Origin of the sequence: Streptomyces sp. NBC_01410 (assembly GCF_045040195.1) — a bacterium.
In the GTDB taxonomy this organism is placed as follows: Bacteria; Actinomycetota; Actinomycetes; order Streptomycetales; family Streptomycetaceae; genus Streptomyces.
Genome location: NZ_CP109530.1, coordinates 145,706 through 163,120 on the forward strand (window position 1 = coordinate 145,706; position 17,415 = coordinate 163,120).

11 protein-coding genes and 2 pseudogenes are annotated in these 17,415 nt (G+C 67.7%); 4 read left to right on the forward strand and 9 right to left on the reverse strand.

Annotated elements, in window-relative coordinates:
• The first annotated feature begins 2 nt into the window (after positions 1–2).
• Together OG741_RS00620 and OG741_RS00625 are read left to right on the forward strand one after the other, a co-directional pair.
• Positions 3–194, forward strand: coding sequence for a hypothetical protein (locus tag OG741_RS00620; RefSeq protein WP_405593990.1), 192 nt, complete (start codon positions 3–5; stop codon positions 192–194).
• Positions 195–312: 118 nt separating this feature from the next.
• The gene (locus tag OG741_RS00625; RefSeq protein ID WP_405593992.1) at positions 313–2,850 is read left to right on the forward strand and encodes an FHA domain-containing protein; all 2,538 of its coding nucleotides are present in this window, start codon (positions 313–315) and stop codon (positions 2,848–2,850) included.
• Between the two features lie 116 nt (positions 2,851–2,966).
• On the opposite strand, the gene OG741_RS00630 is transcribed toward OG741_RS00625, so the two are convergent.
• The 8 genes and pseudogenes from OG741_RS00630 to OG741_RS00665 form a co-directional block, all read right to left on the reverse strand.
• Complete coding sequence (locus tag OG741_RS00630) at positions 2,967–3,254, reverse strand: transposase (protein ID WP_405593994.1); 288 nt, start codon at positions 3,252–3,254, stop codon at positions 2,967–2,969.
• A 224-nt stretch (positions 3,255–3,478) separates the two neighbouring features.
• The gene (locus OG741_RS00635) at positions 3,479–6,721 is read right to left on the reverse strand and encodes a LuxR C-terminal-related transcriptional regulator (protein WP_405593996.1); all 3,243 of its coding nucleotides are present in this window, start codon (positions 6,719–6,721) and stop codon (positions 3,479–3,481) included.
• Positions 6,711–7,616, reverse strand: a complete 906-nt coding sequence (locus tag OG741_RS00640) for a hypothetical protein (RefSeq protein ID WP_405593998.1) — start codon at positions 7,614–7,616, stop codon at positions 6,711–6,713. The genes OG741_RS00635 and OG741_RS00640 overlap by 11 nt, the downstream gene beginning before the upstream one ends.
• Positions 7,617–7,674: 58 nt before the next feature.
• Positions 7,675–7,983, reverse strand: a complete 309-nt coding sequence (locus OG741_RS00645; protein ID WP_405594000.1) for a transposase — start codon at positions 7,981–7,983, stop codon at positions 7,675–7,677.
• An 84-nt stretch (positions 7,984–8,067) separates the two neighbouring features.
• A complete protein-coding gene (locus OG741_RS00650) occupies positions 8,068–8,340 on the reverse strand; it encodes a hypothetical protein (protein WP_405594003.1) in 273 nt (90 codons plus the stop codon).
• On the reverse strand, positions 8,337–8,462 hold the full coding sequence (locus OG741_RS00655) for a hypothetical protein (RefSeq protein WP_405594005.1): 126 nt from the start codon (positions 8,460–8,462) through the stop codon (positions 8,337–8,339). Before OG741_RS00655 ends, OG741_RS00650 begins: the two co-directional genes overlap by 4 nt.
• A 175-nt stretch (positions 8,463–8,637) precedes the next feature.
• Positions 8,638–9,221 (reverse strand): annotated as a pseudogene (locus OG741_RS00660) (transposase); the annotation flags it as partial.
• 351 nt (positions 9,222–9,572) lie between these two features.
• Positions 9,573–12,359, reverse strand: coding sequence for a M64 family metallopeptidase (locus tag OG741_RS00665; RefSeq protein WP_405594007.1), 2,787 nt, complete (start codon positions 12,357–12,359; stop codon positions 9,573–9,575).
• A gap of 1,165 nt (positions 12,360–13,524) precedes the next feature.
• On the opposite strand from OG741_RS00665, the gene OG741_RS00670 reads away from it, so the two are divergent.
• Both OG741_RS00670 and OG741_RS00675 read left to right on the forward strand, forming a co-directional pair.
• The gene (locus OG741_RS00670; RefSeq protein WP_405594009.1) at positions 13,525–14,316 is read left to right on the forward strand and encodes a hypothetical protein; all 792 of its coding nucleotides are present in this window, start codon (positions 13,525–13,527) and stop codon (positions 14,314–14,316) included.
• A gap of 825 nt (positions 14,317–15,141) precedes the next feature.
• Positions 15,142–16,035 (forward strand): M64 family metallopeptidase, encoded by an 894-nt coding sequence (locus OG741_RS00675; RefSeq protein WP_405594011.1) that lies wholly within the window; start codon positions 15,142–15,144, stop codon positions 16,033–16,035.
• A gap of 689 nt (positions 16,036–16,724) precedes the next feature.
• On the opposite strand, the pseudogene OG741_RS00680 reads toward OG741_RS00675, so the two are convergent.
• Positions 16,725–17,116 (reverse strand): annotated as a pseudogene (locus OG741_RS00680) (sensor histidine kinase); the annotation flags it as partial.
• Positions 17,117–17,415: the final 299 nt, after the last annotated feature.

The window sequence follows — 17,415 nt, forward strand, 5'->3', positions numbered from 1 at the left end:
TGATGGTCGTCAGCGTCGCCGACAGCACGCCGACATACGACCCGCTCGGCAACAACGGCGCGCGGTTCAGGGGCAACCAGACCGGCTCTGGAACGTCCACGGTCGACGACCTCGTCATAGACCTCGTCAGCATCCACGGCGGGCGAGCGTTCATCCGCGTGTCCGGAATGGTCCCGCCACAAGGGATCAGGTGACGGGTGGCCGGATCGACCGGCGCGAAGTGGTGGGCCAACAGGCCTCTGCGGCCAGTATCGACCCGACCCGAAGACGCGACACGGTCTGAGGTCATCTCGACATGCGATAGCCCCTCCGGTGCCGCTTTCCATCGTCGAATTGTTCAGCGAAGCCACGCTCACCGTCGGGGAGACAACACTCGTGGAGCACGGAATTCCGGAACTCTTGGTGGAATTCAATGGGACCACCGAGAGAATCGATCCCGCCCAGGCGTATCTGCTGGGTCGTGATCCGGAGTCGAACATACCCTGTCAGGAGGCCACCGTCTCCTGGCGGCACGCCCGAATCTACTGGAGCGGAAGCAACTGGTTCCTACAGGACCTGAATAGCACCAACGGAATATATGCCCACAGCCAGCGCGTCACTCTGGCTGAGATCACAAACGGTGCCGTGTTCAGCCTCGGCGGCGAGGCCGAAAGACTGCAACTACGGTTCACCATTCCGCCGAAGCACCCCGACATCGTCAGAGACCGACAGACCCCGGCGCCCCGGCCCACCCTGCTCCCGTCCGGAACTCCGGTCCAGGCTCCGCGGCATCAACGTTCCCATGACCTCACGCAGTCGCAGGGCGAAAATGGGAAGAGCGATACCGCGCCTGAGGCGATGCACCAGGACGGCGAACCAGCAGTCTCCCCTTCCCAAAGGCAGGGAACCCTCGTCACGTACATCGGCCGGTCACCCGACAACGATCTGGTCATCCGCGATCCCGAAGTTTCTCCGCACCACGCCGAATTCCGCTTCACCCCCGCCAGCTACGAAATCATCGACCTAGGCACTCCTCGCGGTACGTATGTCAACGGCCATCGTGTCGAGCGGGCCAAGCTGCGCCCCAACGACACGCTCACCGTGGGTTCCCGGACTCTTCGGCTGGTCGGCGACCGGCTCACGGACGGCGCCGATGCAGACGAGGCACCGGGGTTGGTCGTCCGCCGACTGACCGTCAAGGCCAAAAGCAGCAGGGGCGTGCGAATACTGCTGAACAAAGTGAGCTTCGCAGTGTCTTCGAAGACTCTGATCGCGGTGGTAGGACCGTCAGGTTCCGGGAAGTCCACCTTGCTGCGCGCTCTGACCGGTCACCAGCGGAACGTCAAGGGCGAGGTGCTCTACGAAAGCCGAAACCTCCATGAGCGATTCGCCGATCTACGTCAGCACATCGGCATCGTCCCGCAACACGACATTCTCCACCCACAGCTCTCTGCCCGCGCAGCGCTCCGTCACGCCGCCAGACTGCGCTTCCCCCGCGACACCAACCCCGCCGAGCGCGACCGCCGTGTCGAGGAGGTGCTGAGTGAGCTCAGACTCGACCTGCATGCCGACAAGCGCATCATCACGCTTTCCGGTGGACAGCGGAAGCGTGTTTCGGTTGCGCTGGAACTGCTGACCAAACCCTCCCTGATGTTCCTGGACGAGCCGACTTCCGGTCTGGATCCCGGCATGGACCGCGATGTCATGCAACTGCTCCGCCGACTCGCCGACGACGGTAAGACCATCCTGGTAGTCACACACTCCACCAGGGAGCTGGAGTTGTGCGACAAGGTGCTTGTCCTGGGCCCCGGCGGATCTGTGGCGTACTTTGGCCCCCCGGACGAGGCACTGGAATTCTTCGGACGCGACAGTTGGGCGGACGTCTTCTCCGATTTCGAGAAACACAGCGACCGCAACTGGTCGGGCCGCTGGCGCGAGTCGCACCAGTACGTGGCCTCCGCTGCCGCCCTGAAGCCGGCGGCACCCGCGGCACTTGAAGTCCTCCACGCGCCGAAGCCGCCGCGATGGACTGCTCAACTGTTCACACTCGTCCGCCGGTACCTTGAGGTCATGGCCGCCGACAAGGGATTCATCGGCCTGATGGCTCTCCTGCCCGTCGTCCTCGGCTTGGCCAACACCGTCATACCCGCTGACTTCGGACTTCGAAGACCACCCGACGGAACGGCGAACGTCGAAGCCGGCACGATCCTCGTATCTCTTGCTATCAGCATGAGCTTCATCGGCTCTACGAATTCCGTCCGTGAGCTGGTCAAAGAACGGGCGATCTACGAGAGGGAACGTGCTGCAGGTCTCTCCAGATCCGCCTACCTGGTCTCGAAGATCACCGTACTGGGGCTGATCACCGGCCTGCAGGGGATGGTGCTCTGCGCGATCAGCTTCGCCCCTCGCAAGCTGCCGACGGAAGGTGTAGTCGTGAAAGGCACCCCCGCCGTCGAGATGGCATTCGTCATCGCAGCACTTGGGTTAACCTCGATGATGTTCGGACTGGTCATCTCGTCACTCGTGAAGACTGCCGAGAGCACCATGCCGCTCTTGGTTCTCTTCTCGGTTGTCCAGTATCTGTTCTCAGGCATCGTATTCAAACTCTTCGACAACCCCGGTGTCGAACAGATGGCCTGGCTGGCGCCGTCACGCTGGGCCATCGCGGCGCACGGCGCAACACTCGATCTCGGACAGCTACTCGGTCCCCAGGGTCGGACGGCTCACACCGCCACTGATCCCCTGTGGCATCACACACTCGATCAGTGGCTGACCGACACAGGTGCACTGCTCGTCACGGCGATCATCTGCTACCTGCTCACGATCTGCTTCCTACGCCGCCACGAACCGGAGGTCGTACGAAAGCGCTGAGAGCCATATCAACAGGAGTCGCTTGTTCGAGAGAGCCAGGGCATCCCCTGTGAATGCCGGCTGCAGGTCAGCGAAGGGGGCCCAGGCACGGGGCACCGGCAGGTGCTCACGGGCCATCACGCGGATCGCTTCGAACCGCCTTTTGGGGACGTCACCTCACCCAGCAGTTCGGCGGCCCGCCGGTGGATGGCCAACTCGGCCTCCAGCTCGGCGATACGCCTGCGGGCCGCAGCGAGCTCAGACAGGCCGCTGCTGGTCGTACCGGGCAACTGCCCCGTGTCGACAAGGTGTTGGCGACGCCAGACATAGATCGTCTGGTCGCTGATGCCGAGGAGCCTGGCGACCTTGGCGACCTTCCTTCCGGATGCGACGGTCGGCGCCGCTCGGTAGGCAGCGCCTCGCATGCTCTGGTGGGTCCGCCCAGCAAGTCCAGCACGGGGAGCCCGAAGTGAAGGGGCCAGGGCATCGCAGTCGCCCAGCGTCCAGGCGATGCGGCCGGCCTGGCGGCGCATCGGCTTGCGCTGCCCTGCTCCGCAGGAGTCCGTTTCCTCCCCGCCTGAAGGCGGGGGTATCCACGGAGGAATCCAGATGTATGCGATCGCCGAGGTCGCGGCGTGTCTGCGGAGCTCTATCCCACCGCCTGTTCAGCTTCCGCCTCGCCGTTGCGGACCATACGCGCAAGGTCATGCCGGGAAAGCGCGCCCACCTTTCGCATGGCGCGAGCGACATGCGACTCCACCGTCCGCGGGGAGAGGTACAGGGTGACCGCGATCTCGCGGTTACTCATGCCGGAACCGGCGAGTTGGGCCACCTCCTGCTCGCGGGGCGACAGCCGCTCGTCGTAGCTGAGGCGGCCCGTACGGCGAAGCGGGTGGGTACTCTGGTGGGTTCGTAGTTCCGCTCGTGCGCGAGCGGCATCCCATGTCGCGCCGAGCACCTCGAGCTCGTGTGCGGCGGTGGTCAGTTCCTGTATGCCTGTGGTGGTCTGCGGACCACCTGCCAGAGCACATCGTCCGCTGGCCTCCGCGATGAGGGCCGCCTCATAGGGCCGGGGCAGCGCCTGGTAGAGCCTGCGGGCGTGGCGGAAGTGCTCCCCCGCCGCCGGGAGTTCGCCATCCGCCTCCGCCAGCAGCGCCCGGCACCACATCAGTGCCGCCGCGGCGGCGGGTGCCTGCCTGGTCTCTATGCCTGCCGAGAACTCATCCACCATCGTCCGCGCCGTGTCCAACGCTCCCGCTCGGGCTGTTGCTTCCACAGCCCATGGGACCAATTCCGCCGCCCATACCCACACGGCCGTTGCCTGGAGCCTGGCCCATGCCTCAGCGGCCTCCTGCGCCGCGGACGCCAGTTCCTGGCGGGCCAGCGCGAGCCTGATGCGGCCGCCTGAGGCCGCCGCCACCTGGGGTACGGTGCCGTCGGCCCCAGACAGGCCGGGTGCGGCGAGCCAGGTGCTTGCTCGGCTCCACTCGCCTTTTGCCAGGGCGAGGAGGCCGAGCACCAGCCTGGCCTCGCCCGCGATGCTTGGCAGCTCGCCGACCTCCGCCGCATACAGACGGGCTCGGGCAGCCAGGCCTGCCCATTGGCCGGTCAACATGTCCAGAGGCAGCGACATACCCCGAGACAGCTGTTCTCCGAACGGAGACCCGCTTCGTGTGTACAACATCAGGCCTTCGGCCTGCAGCTCGCGCGCTCGCGCGTACTCGCCCAGCCAGATCGCCGCATAGGCGGCGCTGCACAGACCATATGCCGAGTGCTGAAGGATCCGCGGATCCTCGCTTTCCCGGGGAAGTTGTTCCAAGCGTCGCCATCCGTCCGGATCACCCACGCAAACCACCACGGCCGCCCGGTGCACCGCGACGGCCGCCTGGACCGCCGCATCCCCGCTCTCGGCCGCTGCCGCCTCGGCCCGCGCCAGCCAGACCAGACAGTCCGCCAGCGGTTCACCGGGCCAGTAGGGAACCCCAAGGACCGCCATGGCCCGCGCCGCCAACGCCGGACGATTACTCAACTCGTCAACTGTTCTGAGGATTTCGATACGCCCGTGGCCACTGCGCCCAGCACTGAGCAGGATCCGTCCGAGATGGAGGCGAATCTCGCCACGCACGGCCGCGGGCAGCGTACGGTCGTCGACCAATCGCCGCAGGACCTCCAGCGTCTGGCCGGAGCGCAACCCATGAATCACGCTGCGCGCGAGCATCAAAGCCAGCCGAGCCCGGTCCGACTGACAGACGTCAGGACGCGCCAGCGTGTCCTCGAGCAACGAGATCGCCAGCCGGGGGTCCCCGGCTTCGACGGCCTCGCGTGCTGCGGTTTCCACGCTCTGAAGCCAGTCCGCGATCCGGCCGGAGGCGAGCTGCTGGCGGGCAAGCCGCGCCCACGGCACCGGGCGGCGCGCCGCCAACGCCTCGGCCGCGCGACGGTGCAGCTCCTGCCGCACCGGGCCGGGCAGTACGTGGTAAATGGCCGCGGCCTCCATCGGTGCCCGGAACCCGTACCGGCCGAGCCCGGACTCCTGCAGCACCGCTTCGGACAGAGCAGCCGTCAGCGCCGCACGCCCACTTTCCGCCGGCAGGGCCGCTACGGCGGCCAACTCCTCCTCAGTCGCGGCCTCGTCGAGCACTGCCGCCGCCCAGACCACGCGCCGTGGCTCCTCGTCCAGCGCCGCCAAGCGGCCGACCACCGACTCGGCGAGCCGAACCGGCACCCTGACCTCGTCCATGTCCTTGGCCGTGAACCGCTTCCGACCGGCCTCTGCGGTTCCCGGGTCCGGCAGCGACGCGGCCGTCTTCAGCTCCTCCAACAGATCAGCCACGACCTGCGCGATTCCCCCCGACCGCTCGCAGAGCCGAGCAAGAAACGGATCCGAGTAATCGTCCTCGCCCAACGCCTCCACCACCATCCCGCGCACCTCGGCCTCACTCAGTGCCCCGAGCCGCAATCGGATGACGGGCAACTCAGCCGGGTACCCCACCGGCGCGCCCAGCATCAGCCCGCGACTGGCCAGCTCCTCGGGGCGACAGGTCAGCACAACGCGCAGTCCGGCCGGCGGATCGGCCAGCAGGATACGCAGTGCACGAGCGTCCTGCTCGTCCGCACGGTGAACGTCCTCGGCCACCAGCAGCACCGGAACACCCGTGCCTAGCGAGGCCGCCAGCTCTCTCAGAGAGGAAGCCGCCAGCGGGGCCAGCCACGCGGGCGCCACGGGAGCGCCGGACTGCAGGGCTCCGGGCTGCGGGGGCTCGGGACGACGTGCCGACCTGGCCTCCGGCCCCGCCGGCGCGGCGCCTTTCACATGGGGGGACTCGCGGACGACGCAAGCACCAGACACCTTGAAGGTCACCGTCAGGCGATGCACCCTGCCGAGCTCAGGAAGAGCGAGCAACCACTGCACAAACCTGCTCTTGCCGGTCCCTGCCTCTCCTTCGACCATCACCAGGACCGACGCGCCCGGCGCAGCCGAGGCCAACGACTCCCGTACTGCCGAGTCCCACTCACGCTCACGCATCACGTTCCCCCTACTTCGTTTCCCCGTACTCGAACTCGATCCGGTAGCCCGCCTGGTCCCGGCCGGCCCCGCCACATGTGTGCTGGCTGCCACCACAGGCATCGCCCTCGTAAACGAATCGAAGCGATGGCGACTTGAAGCGGCTGGCCATCGTGCCGATGGACCGGGCTGGAATCCTTCTGCGCGAAGGCTGTCTGTCCGTCGAACCGGAGGTACGCCCAGCGGGCCGTGGCCGCGGCGGAGTTGCAGATGGCACGTGGCTGACAGACCGGAGCACCGTCCATCGCCGAGCCGGTGTAAGTGAGGCCGGTCGCGCAGGTGCCGATGGTCACCTCCCGGGCGATACGGTCGCTCATCAGTTCCCATTGCAGCGTTTGGCTGCCGTCGCACTTCGCCTCGTACGGCTGCTGAGGTGAATGGCGAGCAGGGAGGCGCCCGTGCCGACAACCCTGAGGGTCTCTTCGCACCGAAACCGGTCTTGCCGCCACCGTTTGCCGGGCCGCCGTGCGACCACGGCCTCCGTGGCCTTCGGCCCGCAGCAGTCCCCTGCTCGCGGCAGGACGTCGACGCGGAGTGCAACACTCCACGAATCCTTCAGTTTCCGCAGGTCGAGCGATGCGCGACGGCGGCCGGAACAGACCGTCAGATGCCGCTCCAGACCCCGGTGGACGCGACGATGCCCCGCGCAGTGGACCGATGCAGCCAGTGGGCCAGCGACATGACTGTATTCGTCCGGCACCGCTGCATCCCTCGCATGCTCGGCCCGGTAAGCCGCCCGCAGACCCTCGCGCACGCGTGCCGCGAGCGAGGCGGCGCCGCTCGGGCTGAGTCCGGGCAGCGCCACGATCCCGTCCGGCGACTGGCCCTCGACGGCCGAGTGCCAGAGCGGTCCGCCAGCGCTCGGGCAAGCTGCAGAACGCCTCCGCTCCTCTCCGCTCTCCGTCACCGCCGCCTGCACCCGCAAGGTCTCGAAGCCGGGAGCGAGTTCGGTACGGCGGGCCGTGAGGGCCCAGGCTGCGGCGGTGCGGCAGACCATGGTCAGCAGGTACGGGCTCCAGGCCCCCTCGGGACCGCTGCCGCCACGCATTGCCTGCAGCGCACGGGCATACGCCTTTGAGGTCACTGGCGGCTGATGCCGCCGGTACAACTTCTGCAGCGCGGTCTGGGCCTCGCGGAACGTGCCGTTGCGTACGCCGGCGGCCAGGTTGGCGTCACTGCTGGCGGCACCTGCGGCAGGGGTGCCGGTGGGGCTGTTGGGCAATGGCGATCATCCTGGTGCCGTGGACGGGGCGGAACTTCTTATGGTGATGAAGAGCGACTTACGGCCGCACCATCCCGCTACGTAACCAAACCGTTATACAGCGAGGTGACGATGCGGCCGCAACCCGCAGCACGCTGAACTTCACAGAGATCTCTCGAGCGACGCAACGCTTGAAGCAGCTGATCACTTCGCGGCGGGTCTTTCCCTCGCTGGTCCGTCGCTTGAGGTACTCGTGGGTGCGTGGATCCCAGCGAAGGCCACTCTGCACGATGCGGTAGAGCGCGGCATTGGCTTGCCGGTCGCCTCCACGGTTACAGCGTCTGCGCTGCTGCTCGCCGGAGGAACGTTCTACGGGCTGACTCCGCACAGTGCGGCCGAAGGCAGCCTCGTCAGGCCAGACGCTCGGGGTTGTCGCCTGCGGTGATCAACAGCGTGATGGCACTGTCAGGCCCTATAGCGGTCGCTCCAGCAACTGCCGGGCGTGGGTCTGGGCAACGGCGGTCAAGCGTCGTTGCAGGTCACGCACTTGCTCCGTCAGTTGCTCCATGCGCTGGGCCAGGAGGTGAGGAGTGACCAGCGTGGCGGCCTGGACATCGGCGTAGTCCCCGCCGCGATCGGGGGCGAGATGGGCACAACGGCGGATCAGCGCGGGGTTGTTGAGGGAAGCCAAAGTCTCTCGCAGAGCCGGGTCGGCGGACACCGACGAGATCGCCGAAGCTGTCACACGACACCGAAGCCGAGCGGCTGATCGACACCCTCACGCGCGAGGACCTCGAAGGCGACGAATTCCGGGACACCTACACGGAAGCGCTGCACGAGGTGATTGCGGCCAAGCGTGAGGGTCACGCTCCACTGGAGGCGCCGGAGCCGGGGGCGAAGGCGAAGGCCTCGCGCGCGAGGACGCCGAGGCCGACGTGCACGAGCCACCGGAGCAGAAGGCAGCGGCCAAGACGACCGCCGCGAAGAAGGCGACCGGGCGGAGGCCGCGCAGCGCTAGAGGGTGCCCCGTGTATTGCGTGAGTTATCCGGTGACGGCCAGGTTGTGTAGCCGGGCGATGCCGAGCATGGCCTGGTGACCACCGCTTCCCTTGAGTCGGCAGTCCCGCAGGATCTTCCAGTTCTTCAGTCGGGACAGGGCGTGTTCCACTCGTGCTCGGGCCCGGTGTTCTCGGCCTCCTGCTGCGGGCTGAGACGCTTCTGGCCACGCCGTTTGCGGTGCGGGACGAGAAGGCCAGTGCCTTGGTAGCCGCCATCTGCGATAACCGGGGCCCCGCGCCCGGTCGACACCGGACTCCGTGAACGCCCGGCAGTCGTTGCGGCTGCCGGGCAGCGGAACTCCGATCGCCACGACCAGACGGCTGTTGGCGTCGATGACGACCCGCAGGTTGGTCGAGTACCGGTAGTTCTTGCTGGAGGCGGCGATGCTCCGGTCGCGGGTCGGCACCAGGGTGCGTCGACGATGTAAACGGTGTCCTTGTGCGGCCGGCGGGCCGACGAGATGGCCAGCAGCGGTGCGAGGTGATCGAGGATGCGGTCGGCCGCAGACTTCGAGACCCCGAACAGCGGCGCCACCTGCCGCAACGTGAGATTCGTGCGCCAGTGGGCCTTCCCCCGCGAAGGTGGACACGCGTTCGTGTGTCATGGGGCCAACGTGAGCTTAGCCAACGTGTTCCGCAAGGCATACCTGCCATACCAGCCTCCACCCGGCCGCGCGGCCCATGCCCAGCCATGCTCGAAGAGGTCATCGCTGTACGCCTCTCCGTAGGCGGCGTCGATCAGCAGCTCTTGCCGGTCGCCAGGCGCTGCCGCCTCCACCCGCGGCAAGACCGGCGAAGTGACCCCGGACCGGCGCCATAGCCGACCCGGGACCACACGCGAATCACCGTCACCAAACGCTCAGCGAGTCGTTGTCGGCCGGCTGCGTCGGCGCCGAAGGGGTCACCCCGCCCGGTGCTCCTATGCGGTGCCGCCGCCACCGGTGTCCGCGCCAGGGGCGGCGGGGCGGATGATCTTGGACCGGATAGCACGGTCCATGGCGTCCAGGCTCACCAGATTGAATGGTTTGCCGTTGATACGCATCTTTGAATCCTTCGAGGGCCGGTAGATACCGCGCTCAAATTGATGGCCGCCCTCGTATACGCCGATCACTCCGCCGTCGGGGGTGGGCCGGCCCAGGTAGGAGGCCCACTTGGAGCCCTTCGGATCTTTGGTGACGTTGGGTGCGGTCGGCTCACCACCGGAGTAGGTGGTACCAGGGGTGTAGTACTCGTCGGCCAGGCCGGCGACCGAATGGCCGAGTTCATGCTGGAGGACCTGATTGGCAGCAGCGTTGCCGCCAGACACGGTGGCGACGCCGGCACCGCCGGCTCCACCGTACGTGTTGGAGTTGGCCATCGCGATGATCGCGTCGGCCTCCGGGGCCTGGCTCGCGAACGACTTCGCTTTGGCATTGGTGTAGTCCGGAGAGCACAGCAGCCGGTCGGTACGACCGTCGCAGCGGAAGCCCATGTCCAACGCGGTGTCGCGGTTGATGCCCCGGACCGGGTCGTCCACTCCGGAGTCCTTGGAAACCACGGGGACCAGCCACACATTGGTCCAGTCGCGATACTTGTTCCACGGCTCGGACTCCGCGAGCCCCTTCCACTGTTCTTCGGCATGGCGTCGCTGGAGATCCTGCTCGGATTTCCTGTAGCCGTCGCCGACGAATACCAGGTCGAAGCGCTCACTGGACGGGCCGGTGTTCTGTATGGCGACCACCTTGGGGCCTACATCTGCCTGGCGGTCCCGTGCGTCGGGTGCGGCGAAGGCCGGCTCCGATACCTGCACCTGGACCGGCTGCTCACCCCCCTCTCCCGGCTGCACCACCAGGCCCGGCTGCTGCTGGGCCTCCCCGCCGGGCTGGGATCCTTCCTCGCCCTCCGGAATTAGGAAGACCCTCTGCCCGTTGACGTCGTTCAGCAAGGTGACGTCGTCGTTCGGCTGCCCCTCCGTACCCTGCTGCATTTCTGGGACCGGCTGCTGCTCCGCCCCACCCGGCTGCGCAGCCAGACCCGGCGGCTGGGCCTCCCCGCCAGGCTGCACTCCCTGCTCCGGCTGCTCGTCAGTACCCGGCTGGGCGCCTTCTACGCCGGGCTGGGATCCGTCATCGCCCTCCACAATCTGAAAGACACTGGCCCCGTCGACCTCGTTCACCTTTACAGTCCTGAACTCCTCGTACGGCTGCGCGTCGTACGCGCGGGGCTCCGTCCCCTGGGACTCCTGCCAGCCCTCTGCACCGGGCTGCACTCCCTGCTCCGGCTGCTGCTCCGCCCCACCCGGCTGCGCAGCCGGACCCGGCGGCTGGGCCTCCCCGCCAGGCTGCACTCCCTGCTCCGGCTGCTCGTCAGTACCCGGCTGGGCGCCTTCTACGCCGGGCTCCGTCCCCTGGGACTCCTGCAGACCCTCCGCACCGGGCTGGTCCTCCGTACCCGGCTGCATCTCCTGGACCGGCTGCTCGTCGGTGCCAGGCTGAGCATCCTGGACCGGCTGCTGGTCCTCCGTACCCGGCTGCGCCTCCTGGGCCGGCTGCTCGTCGGTACCCGGCTGGGCGTCCTGGACCGGCTGCTCCTCGGCACCCGGCCGCTGGTCCTCGGTACCCGACTGGTCCTCCGTACCCGGCTGCGCCTCCTGGACCGGCTGCTCGTCGGTGCCCGGCTGCGCCTCCTGGACCGGCTGCTCCTCGGCACCCGGCTGGGCGTCCTGGACCGGCTGCGCCTCGGTACCCGACTGCATCTCCGCGCCCGGCTGGTCCTCGGTACCCGACTGGGCGTCCTGGACCGGCTGCTCGTCGGCACCCGACTGGGCGTCCGTACCCGGCTGCTCGTCGGCACCCGGCTGCATGTCATCCGCGCCGGGCTCCGTCCGCTGGTACGACTGCTGCTCCTCCGCGCCAGGCTGCACCTCCTGCTCCGGCTGCTGGTCGGTGCTCGACTGCACGTCCTCCGCGCCAGGCTGAGCCTCGTACCCGCCCGACTGCGCCTCCTGGTGCGACCGCACGTCCTCCGCGCCAGGCTGCATCTCCTGGACCGGCTGCCCGTCCGTACCCGGCTGCGCCTCCAGACCCGGCTGCTCGTCCTCCGCGCCCGGCTGCATCTCCGTGCCCGGCTGCTCGTCCGTACCCGACTGCACGTCATCCGTGCCCGGCTGCATCTCCTGGACCGACTGGTCCTCGGTACCCGACTGGGCGTCCAGACCCGGCTGCTCGTCCTGGACCGACTGGTCCTCCGCGCCCGGCTGTATCTCCGTGCCCGGCTGCTCGTCCGTACCCGGCTGCTGGTCCTCCACGCCGGGCTGGTCCTCCGTACCCGACTGCATCTCCTGGACCGGCTGCTCGTCCGTACCCGACTGCACGTCATCCGTGCCGGGCTGGTCCTCCGTACCCGACTGCATCTCCTTGACCGGCTGCTCGTCCGTACCCGACTGCTCCTGGTACGACTGCTCGTCGGTACCCGACTGCTCCTGGTACTCCTCCCCGCCCGACTGCTCCTGGTACGACTGCTCGTCGGTACCCGACTGCTCCTGGTACGACTGCTGCTGCTCCGCGCTAGTGGACTGTGCATCGGTAGTCTCAGCCGCCGACGCGTTGGAGACGAACAGCGCACCGTACAGCACCCCTCCCGCCGCGGCAGCCACGAGTCCCGGACGGCCCTTCCCGGAATCCTTTCTGTGCCGGCCCTTCGCGGACACCCTTTTGTGTCTGGCCATCGCGGAATCCCTTTCTGTATGTGGAGTGTTGACGTCGCTATGCTCAAAATTGGCAGTCGAGGTCCCGATACATCGCACCCGCCTGGCGGTCACGACCGGTCGCCGACGGACGAGAGATTGACCGTGCCCCCAACGCCCCGCAGGGCACCGTTAGCCGCGGCCCTGCAGATACAGCCAATTCGCAAGGCACACCTCGCTGCCCCAGACAGGCACGGCACGCACGGCACCTGTCCGACGCAGCAAACCTAGGGACTCAACCGGGAGCCGACTATTCGTAGCCCCAAAACACGGATACGCACTCAAGGTGCAGGCCGTACGGGACAGCTGTTCCGCTTCGACCCGTGGTGGGAGGGAGTCCGGCGACAGCTACCTCGTGCGCGCCGAACTCAAGGACCCCAGCAGGTGCGACAACGCCGTCAACATGCCCGTCGTGATGGGCCCCTGCAACGGCAAGCCCTGGGACGAGATGCAACTCGGCATGCTGGACTGGTGCGAGTCGTGCAGCCCGCGGCCCACGCGGGACAACCCCACGGTCGTGATCACGAACAACTACGACAACGCTCCACGGCTCCGCTACGTGGGTCGAGGGCCGGTGAGAGACAGGCGAGCCCCGTACACACCCTGTCAACTCAGCGATGCGGGAGCCGGTTTGGTAAAGCATCGACAAAGAGGCGGGACGGCAGGGGCCGGACACAGTCCTTCATCATGACCGGCCCTCCATACGACACACATCTGCGGGGAACCCGATGGCCCGAAGCGCCCTGATGCACAACGTCGAGCAGCGGCTGCGACTCACCGAGTCGATCCGCTGCTGCCCGGACATCCTCAGACGCACGGGGAGTTGACCGAGGAGTCGGATGCCGCTCCCCGGCCGCGGCGTTCCGCCTCTCCGGCGGGAGAGCCGTGTCACGGTATTACACATTCCTTTTGGGCGTTCCCCAGCTCATTCTCGAAGTCACGCATGACGTCCGAGATTTCACCCTAGGGTGCGTTCCGTCAATTCCTGTGCGACCTTTCCGGATTCAGTGACCCCTGCCTTCGGGCGCAATCCACGGGGCGCGAAAAAGATCAAATGGGGCTCTGAACGCAATCGAGAATCGGCACGTACTCCATGGCACACGGGTCGAATCCGAACCGTGTTTCGCCATCGAGGACGGAGTTGAAAGTGTCCCGAAAGAGAATGATCACGAAGAAGAAGAAAATCGTCCTGCTAGTCGGCACCGCCGCACTGGTCGGTAGTGCGGCATTCGCGATGACCGGAACCGGAAATGCCGGCCAGCGGCAGGGCAACGAGTCGTCGAGGTGCAACGGGCTGGCCAGGCTTGGGGCGGACCACCAGCGGTTCATCGCCAATGAGCGGGCCAACCCCAACGTCAACTCCCGGGCGAGGATCGCCAATTCGATAGCGGCGATCCGTCAGATCAGGCAGCAGCAGCAATCCGCAGGCTGCAACGGGTCGGGCCGCCGCCAGGCCGTCCCACCCGGAGACCGGCAGGGAGGAGGCGATCAAGGCGCTCAACGCGGCGGCCGTGGCAGGTGCAACGGGCTGGCCAGGCTTGGGGCGGACCACCAGCGGTTCATCGCCAATGAGCGGGCCAACCCCAACGTCAACTCCCGGGCGAGGATCGCCAATTCGATAGCGGCGATCCGTCAGATCAGGCAGCAGCAGCAATCCGCAGGCTGCAACGGGTCGGGCCGCCGCCAGGCGGCCCAGGTGGTCTGTGCCGGGTCGACGGTGACACTGTCCGGAGAGGGCGGTGCACCGGCGGCATCCAGCAACCAGTTCCCTGCGGGGACGCAGCTGAGGGTGACAAACCTCGACAACAACAGGTCGACGACCGTCGAGGTGAATTCGCCCTCCGGAAGCTGTGTGCTGCTGAACAACGCGGCGTTCGAGCAAGTCCGCGAACCGGGCAAGAACGTCATCCGGAACGTGCGCGTCGAGCGCGTCGGATAGCTCGGGAACAGCACCGGGTTCCCGCTCCCGCCTCGCCGTCCCTGGGGCGGGAGCGGGTCACCCACCTCCGCACTACCAGGAATTCACCTCGATCCAAACGCCGGGCAACTGCACGACACCGGAAAGGAGGTCCTGAGACGCGTACGACTCTGCACAACAGGACGCCCCCCGGAGTGAGGTGGCGATTCCGGGGGGCGTATCTGAAAGATCGTCCAAGTCCGTGAGGGGGCAGGTTGGCCGGGGGCTCGCTGTGGGCCCCCCAGCCTCCCGGATCGGACGTGAGCGACAAGAAGAATCCGGCAGGGCAAGCCCGATGAGCTGGCGGATGAGGCCGTCGAGCGGTTGATGGACCGTGTCGATGCCTCAGGGGCGGCCCTGCTGGGCGACGGCGGTGCGCTGCCGGGCCGCATACGCCCGACGTCAGGCACCCAACGCCACACGCACGCGCGTCGAGGCGGCCGCGCATCCTCCTGCCGTGCCAGGCGAGGTGAAGAAGCCCCTCGGCCGGTGACGCGGAGGCTCGGCCCCGATGTCTCCCCTTCAGCCAGAGGGCTTGTCAGGAGGGGCCGACAGGGGTGCGGGCCGCACGCCGCTGATACGCCGCAGCCCCGCACCCCGCCCATGGCGGCGGCTGGCCGCCGAAGTACTGCCGCACCCACACCAATTGAGGCACAAGGAGGAGCGCTGATGCGCCGACGAGGTTCAGTCTTACTGGCCGTGGCCATGCTGTGTGCTGCGGGATTCGCCGCCGTGCCTGCGGGATGGACCCACGCTCCTCAAACGCCGGACGGGCTGAATTCTTCAGCCCGTCCGGCGGTTGAGGACGTGCGGCCCAAGGCCGCGGCGGCGGGCACCGCCGAGCCGACCGAAGGGCAGGAGGTGTTCTCGCCGGACGGCACCATCACCCGGGTGAGCATATCCAAGCGGGTCAAACGCGCCGCGTCGACCGACGCCGAGGCGGCGGCCGCCGAGGTGACCGCCCTTCAGAACACCGGACCGTCTGCCTCGCGATTCGACATGGTGATCGTGGGCGACGGCTACACAGCCTCACAGACGGGGCTGCTGCGTCAGCACGCACAGGCGAAGTGGAACGAGATTGCCGCCACGGCCCCGTGGAACAAGTACCGCCAGCTCATCAACGTGTGGCTGGTCAACGCCCGGTCCAACGAGTCCGGCGTGGACAACGACCCCTCTCCGGGCATCAACCGTGACACCGCCCTGGACATGCGCTTCTTCTGCGGGGGTCTCGAGCGGCTGCTGTGTGTCGACGAGCCGAAGGCCAAGGCGTACGCCGCCCAGGCCCCCGGCGTCGACGCGATCCTCGCCGTCGGCAACACCACCAAGTACGGCGGCGCCGGCGCCCCGAGCCTCGCCAGCGTCTCCGGTGGCAACGCGCAGTCCGGCCGCATCGCCATCCACGAACTCGGCCACTCCGTAGGCGGCCTGGCCGACGAGTACTTCACACCGGGCACCACCTACCGGGGCGGTGAACCCAGGGAACCGAACGTCACCACCGACCCGCGCGGGGCCAAGTGGGCGTCCTTCCTGGGACTGAACACCCCAGACGGCGGCGTCATCGGGGCTTACGAGGGGGGGCACCAGTTCGAGCGCGGCATCTACCGCCCGTCGCAGGACTCCCTCATGCGCAACATCAACAAGCCCTTCAACCTCATCGGTCTCACCGCGATGGAACGGGCCATCAGCTCCAGGATCAGCTGAACGCCGGCGCCCGGGGACAGGCCTGCACCAGCCACGAGGCGTCGCGCACCGGCAGCCTGACCAACGGCTCCGCCTACCAGCGCGACGGCGGTTGCTTCATCGCCGCTGGCACACACCGCGCCGGCCTCTGCGGCCCCAGCGGCAGCAACGTCAGCCTCGCGCTGCCGCATTGCAACGGAAACCACCTAACAGACCGTCGCGACCAGCTGGTCGCGCGGTACGCTCACCCACCACGGATCCAGCGGCCGCCACACCTACCAGGTCCGCTCCCTCTCAGGATCGGGGTCGTACACGCTGGGTTGCAACGCGCCCTGCCCCCAGTGACATGACGGGTGACACGGGTCCCGGCACCTGAGGTGCCGGGACCCATCCCCTCATGTCAGCAGCGGCCCGAACACACCTCCCCTGTACCCACGGGCCACGCGGCACCCATCCGGCTGTTCCCGCTCCAACGCACCGCCTCTGTGCCGACTCCGGTCCCAGGTGGCGCGGTGAACCGACTCGGCAGGAACGAACAATGTCCGCCACTGCCACGCCATCAACAGCACCCCACGCACCTGCCAAGGCGCGCGGACCAACACTTCGTTTCTCCCCATGGCCCGGCGAGCCGCTCCCCGCACACGCCGCCGACTCCATCGGCGAGCGCTGTTCAAGCGGTTCTGGCGGTGCGCGAAGCCGTGAGCGTTCTCCTACACCTTCGGGCGGGAGTTGCCTGGGTCCGTTGGCTGTTGGAGCCGCTGTTCCGGGCTCGGCGGGGAGAGTACGAGTTCGGCGACGGCTCCGCCGTCAGGCCGTTCGAGAACCGGAGCGTGGCACCGAGGACACAGGCTTGCCCCACAGCGATGGTCAGCCCGAGACCGTGACCGGTCCTCCTGCCGCTTGCGGACTGGTTCCTGAACCGCTGGGGGCCATGGTCGAGGACATGCCCGGGGTAGCCGTCCCCGTGGTCCCGCACGGTGATGACCTGGCCGTCGACGGTCAGGACCACCACCGGCGGACGGCCATGCTTGTGGGCGTTGGAGACCAGGTTCCCCAGCACGCGTTGAAGCCTGCGCTGGTCGCTCCCCACCCGGGTGACGCGTCGGCCGGGCAGCAGGGCCGACTCACTACTGCCCGGAGCCCGCAGTTAAGCAGGTACCCCTGATTCGATCCCTCGAATAGTCAACTCCTATGCGATGTGCCTAAGTTCGTCACACCGCCGGACGCTGTCCGGCCTTCCCGCGGTGTCGCAAGGAGCCATTCGGCAGCGCGAGTGCAAGGCGCCGCGGGCGCGTCGCGCGTGTTCCCACTCGAAGCCCAGCTGCGGGGACACTCGGTGCAGTACCGGTCATCCCCGTTCGTCCGCCCACGTCCGCAAAGCGAGGCGGCGAACCAGCGGTT

Excerpts from the sequence above, each read along its gene's own strand:
- OG741_RS00620 (WP_405593990.1), top strand. The coding sequence starts at position 3 with ATGGTCGTCAGCGTCGCCGACAGCACGCCGACATACGACCCGCTCGGC.
- OG741_RS00630 (WP_405593994.1), bottom strand. The coding sequence starts at position 3,254 with ATGCGAGGCGCTGCCTACCGAGCGGCGCCGACCGTCGCATCCGGAAGG.
- OG741_RS00635 (WP_405593996.1), bottom strand. The coding sequence starts at position 6,721 with ATGGGAACTGATGAGCGACCGTATCGCCCGGGAGGTGACCATCGGCAC.
- OG741_RS00665 (WP_405594007.1), bottom strand. The coding sequence starts at position 12,359 with ATGGCCAGACACAAAAGGGTGTCCGCGAAGGGCCGGCACAGAAAGGAT.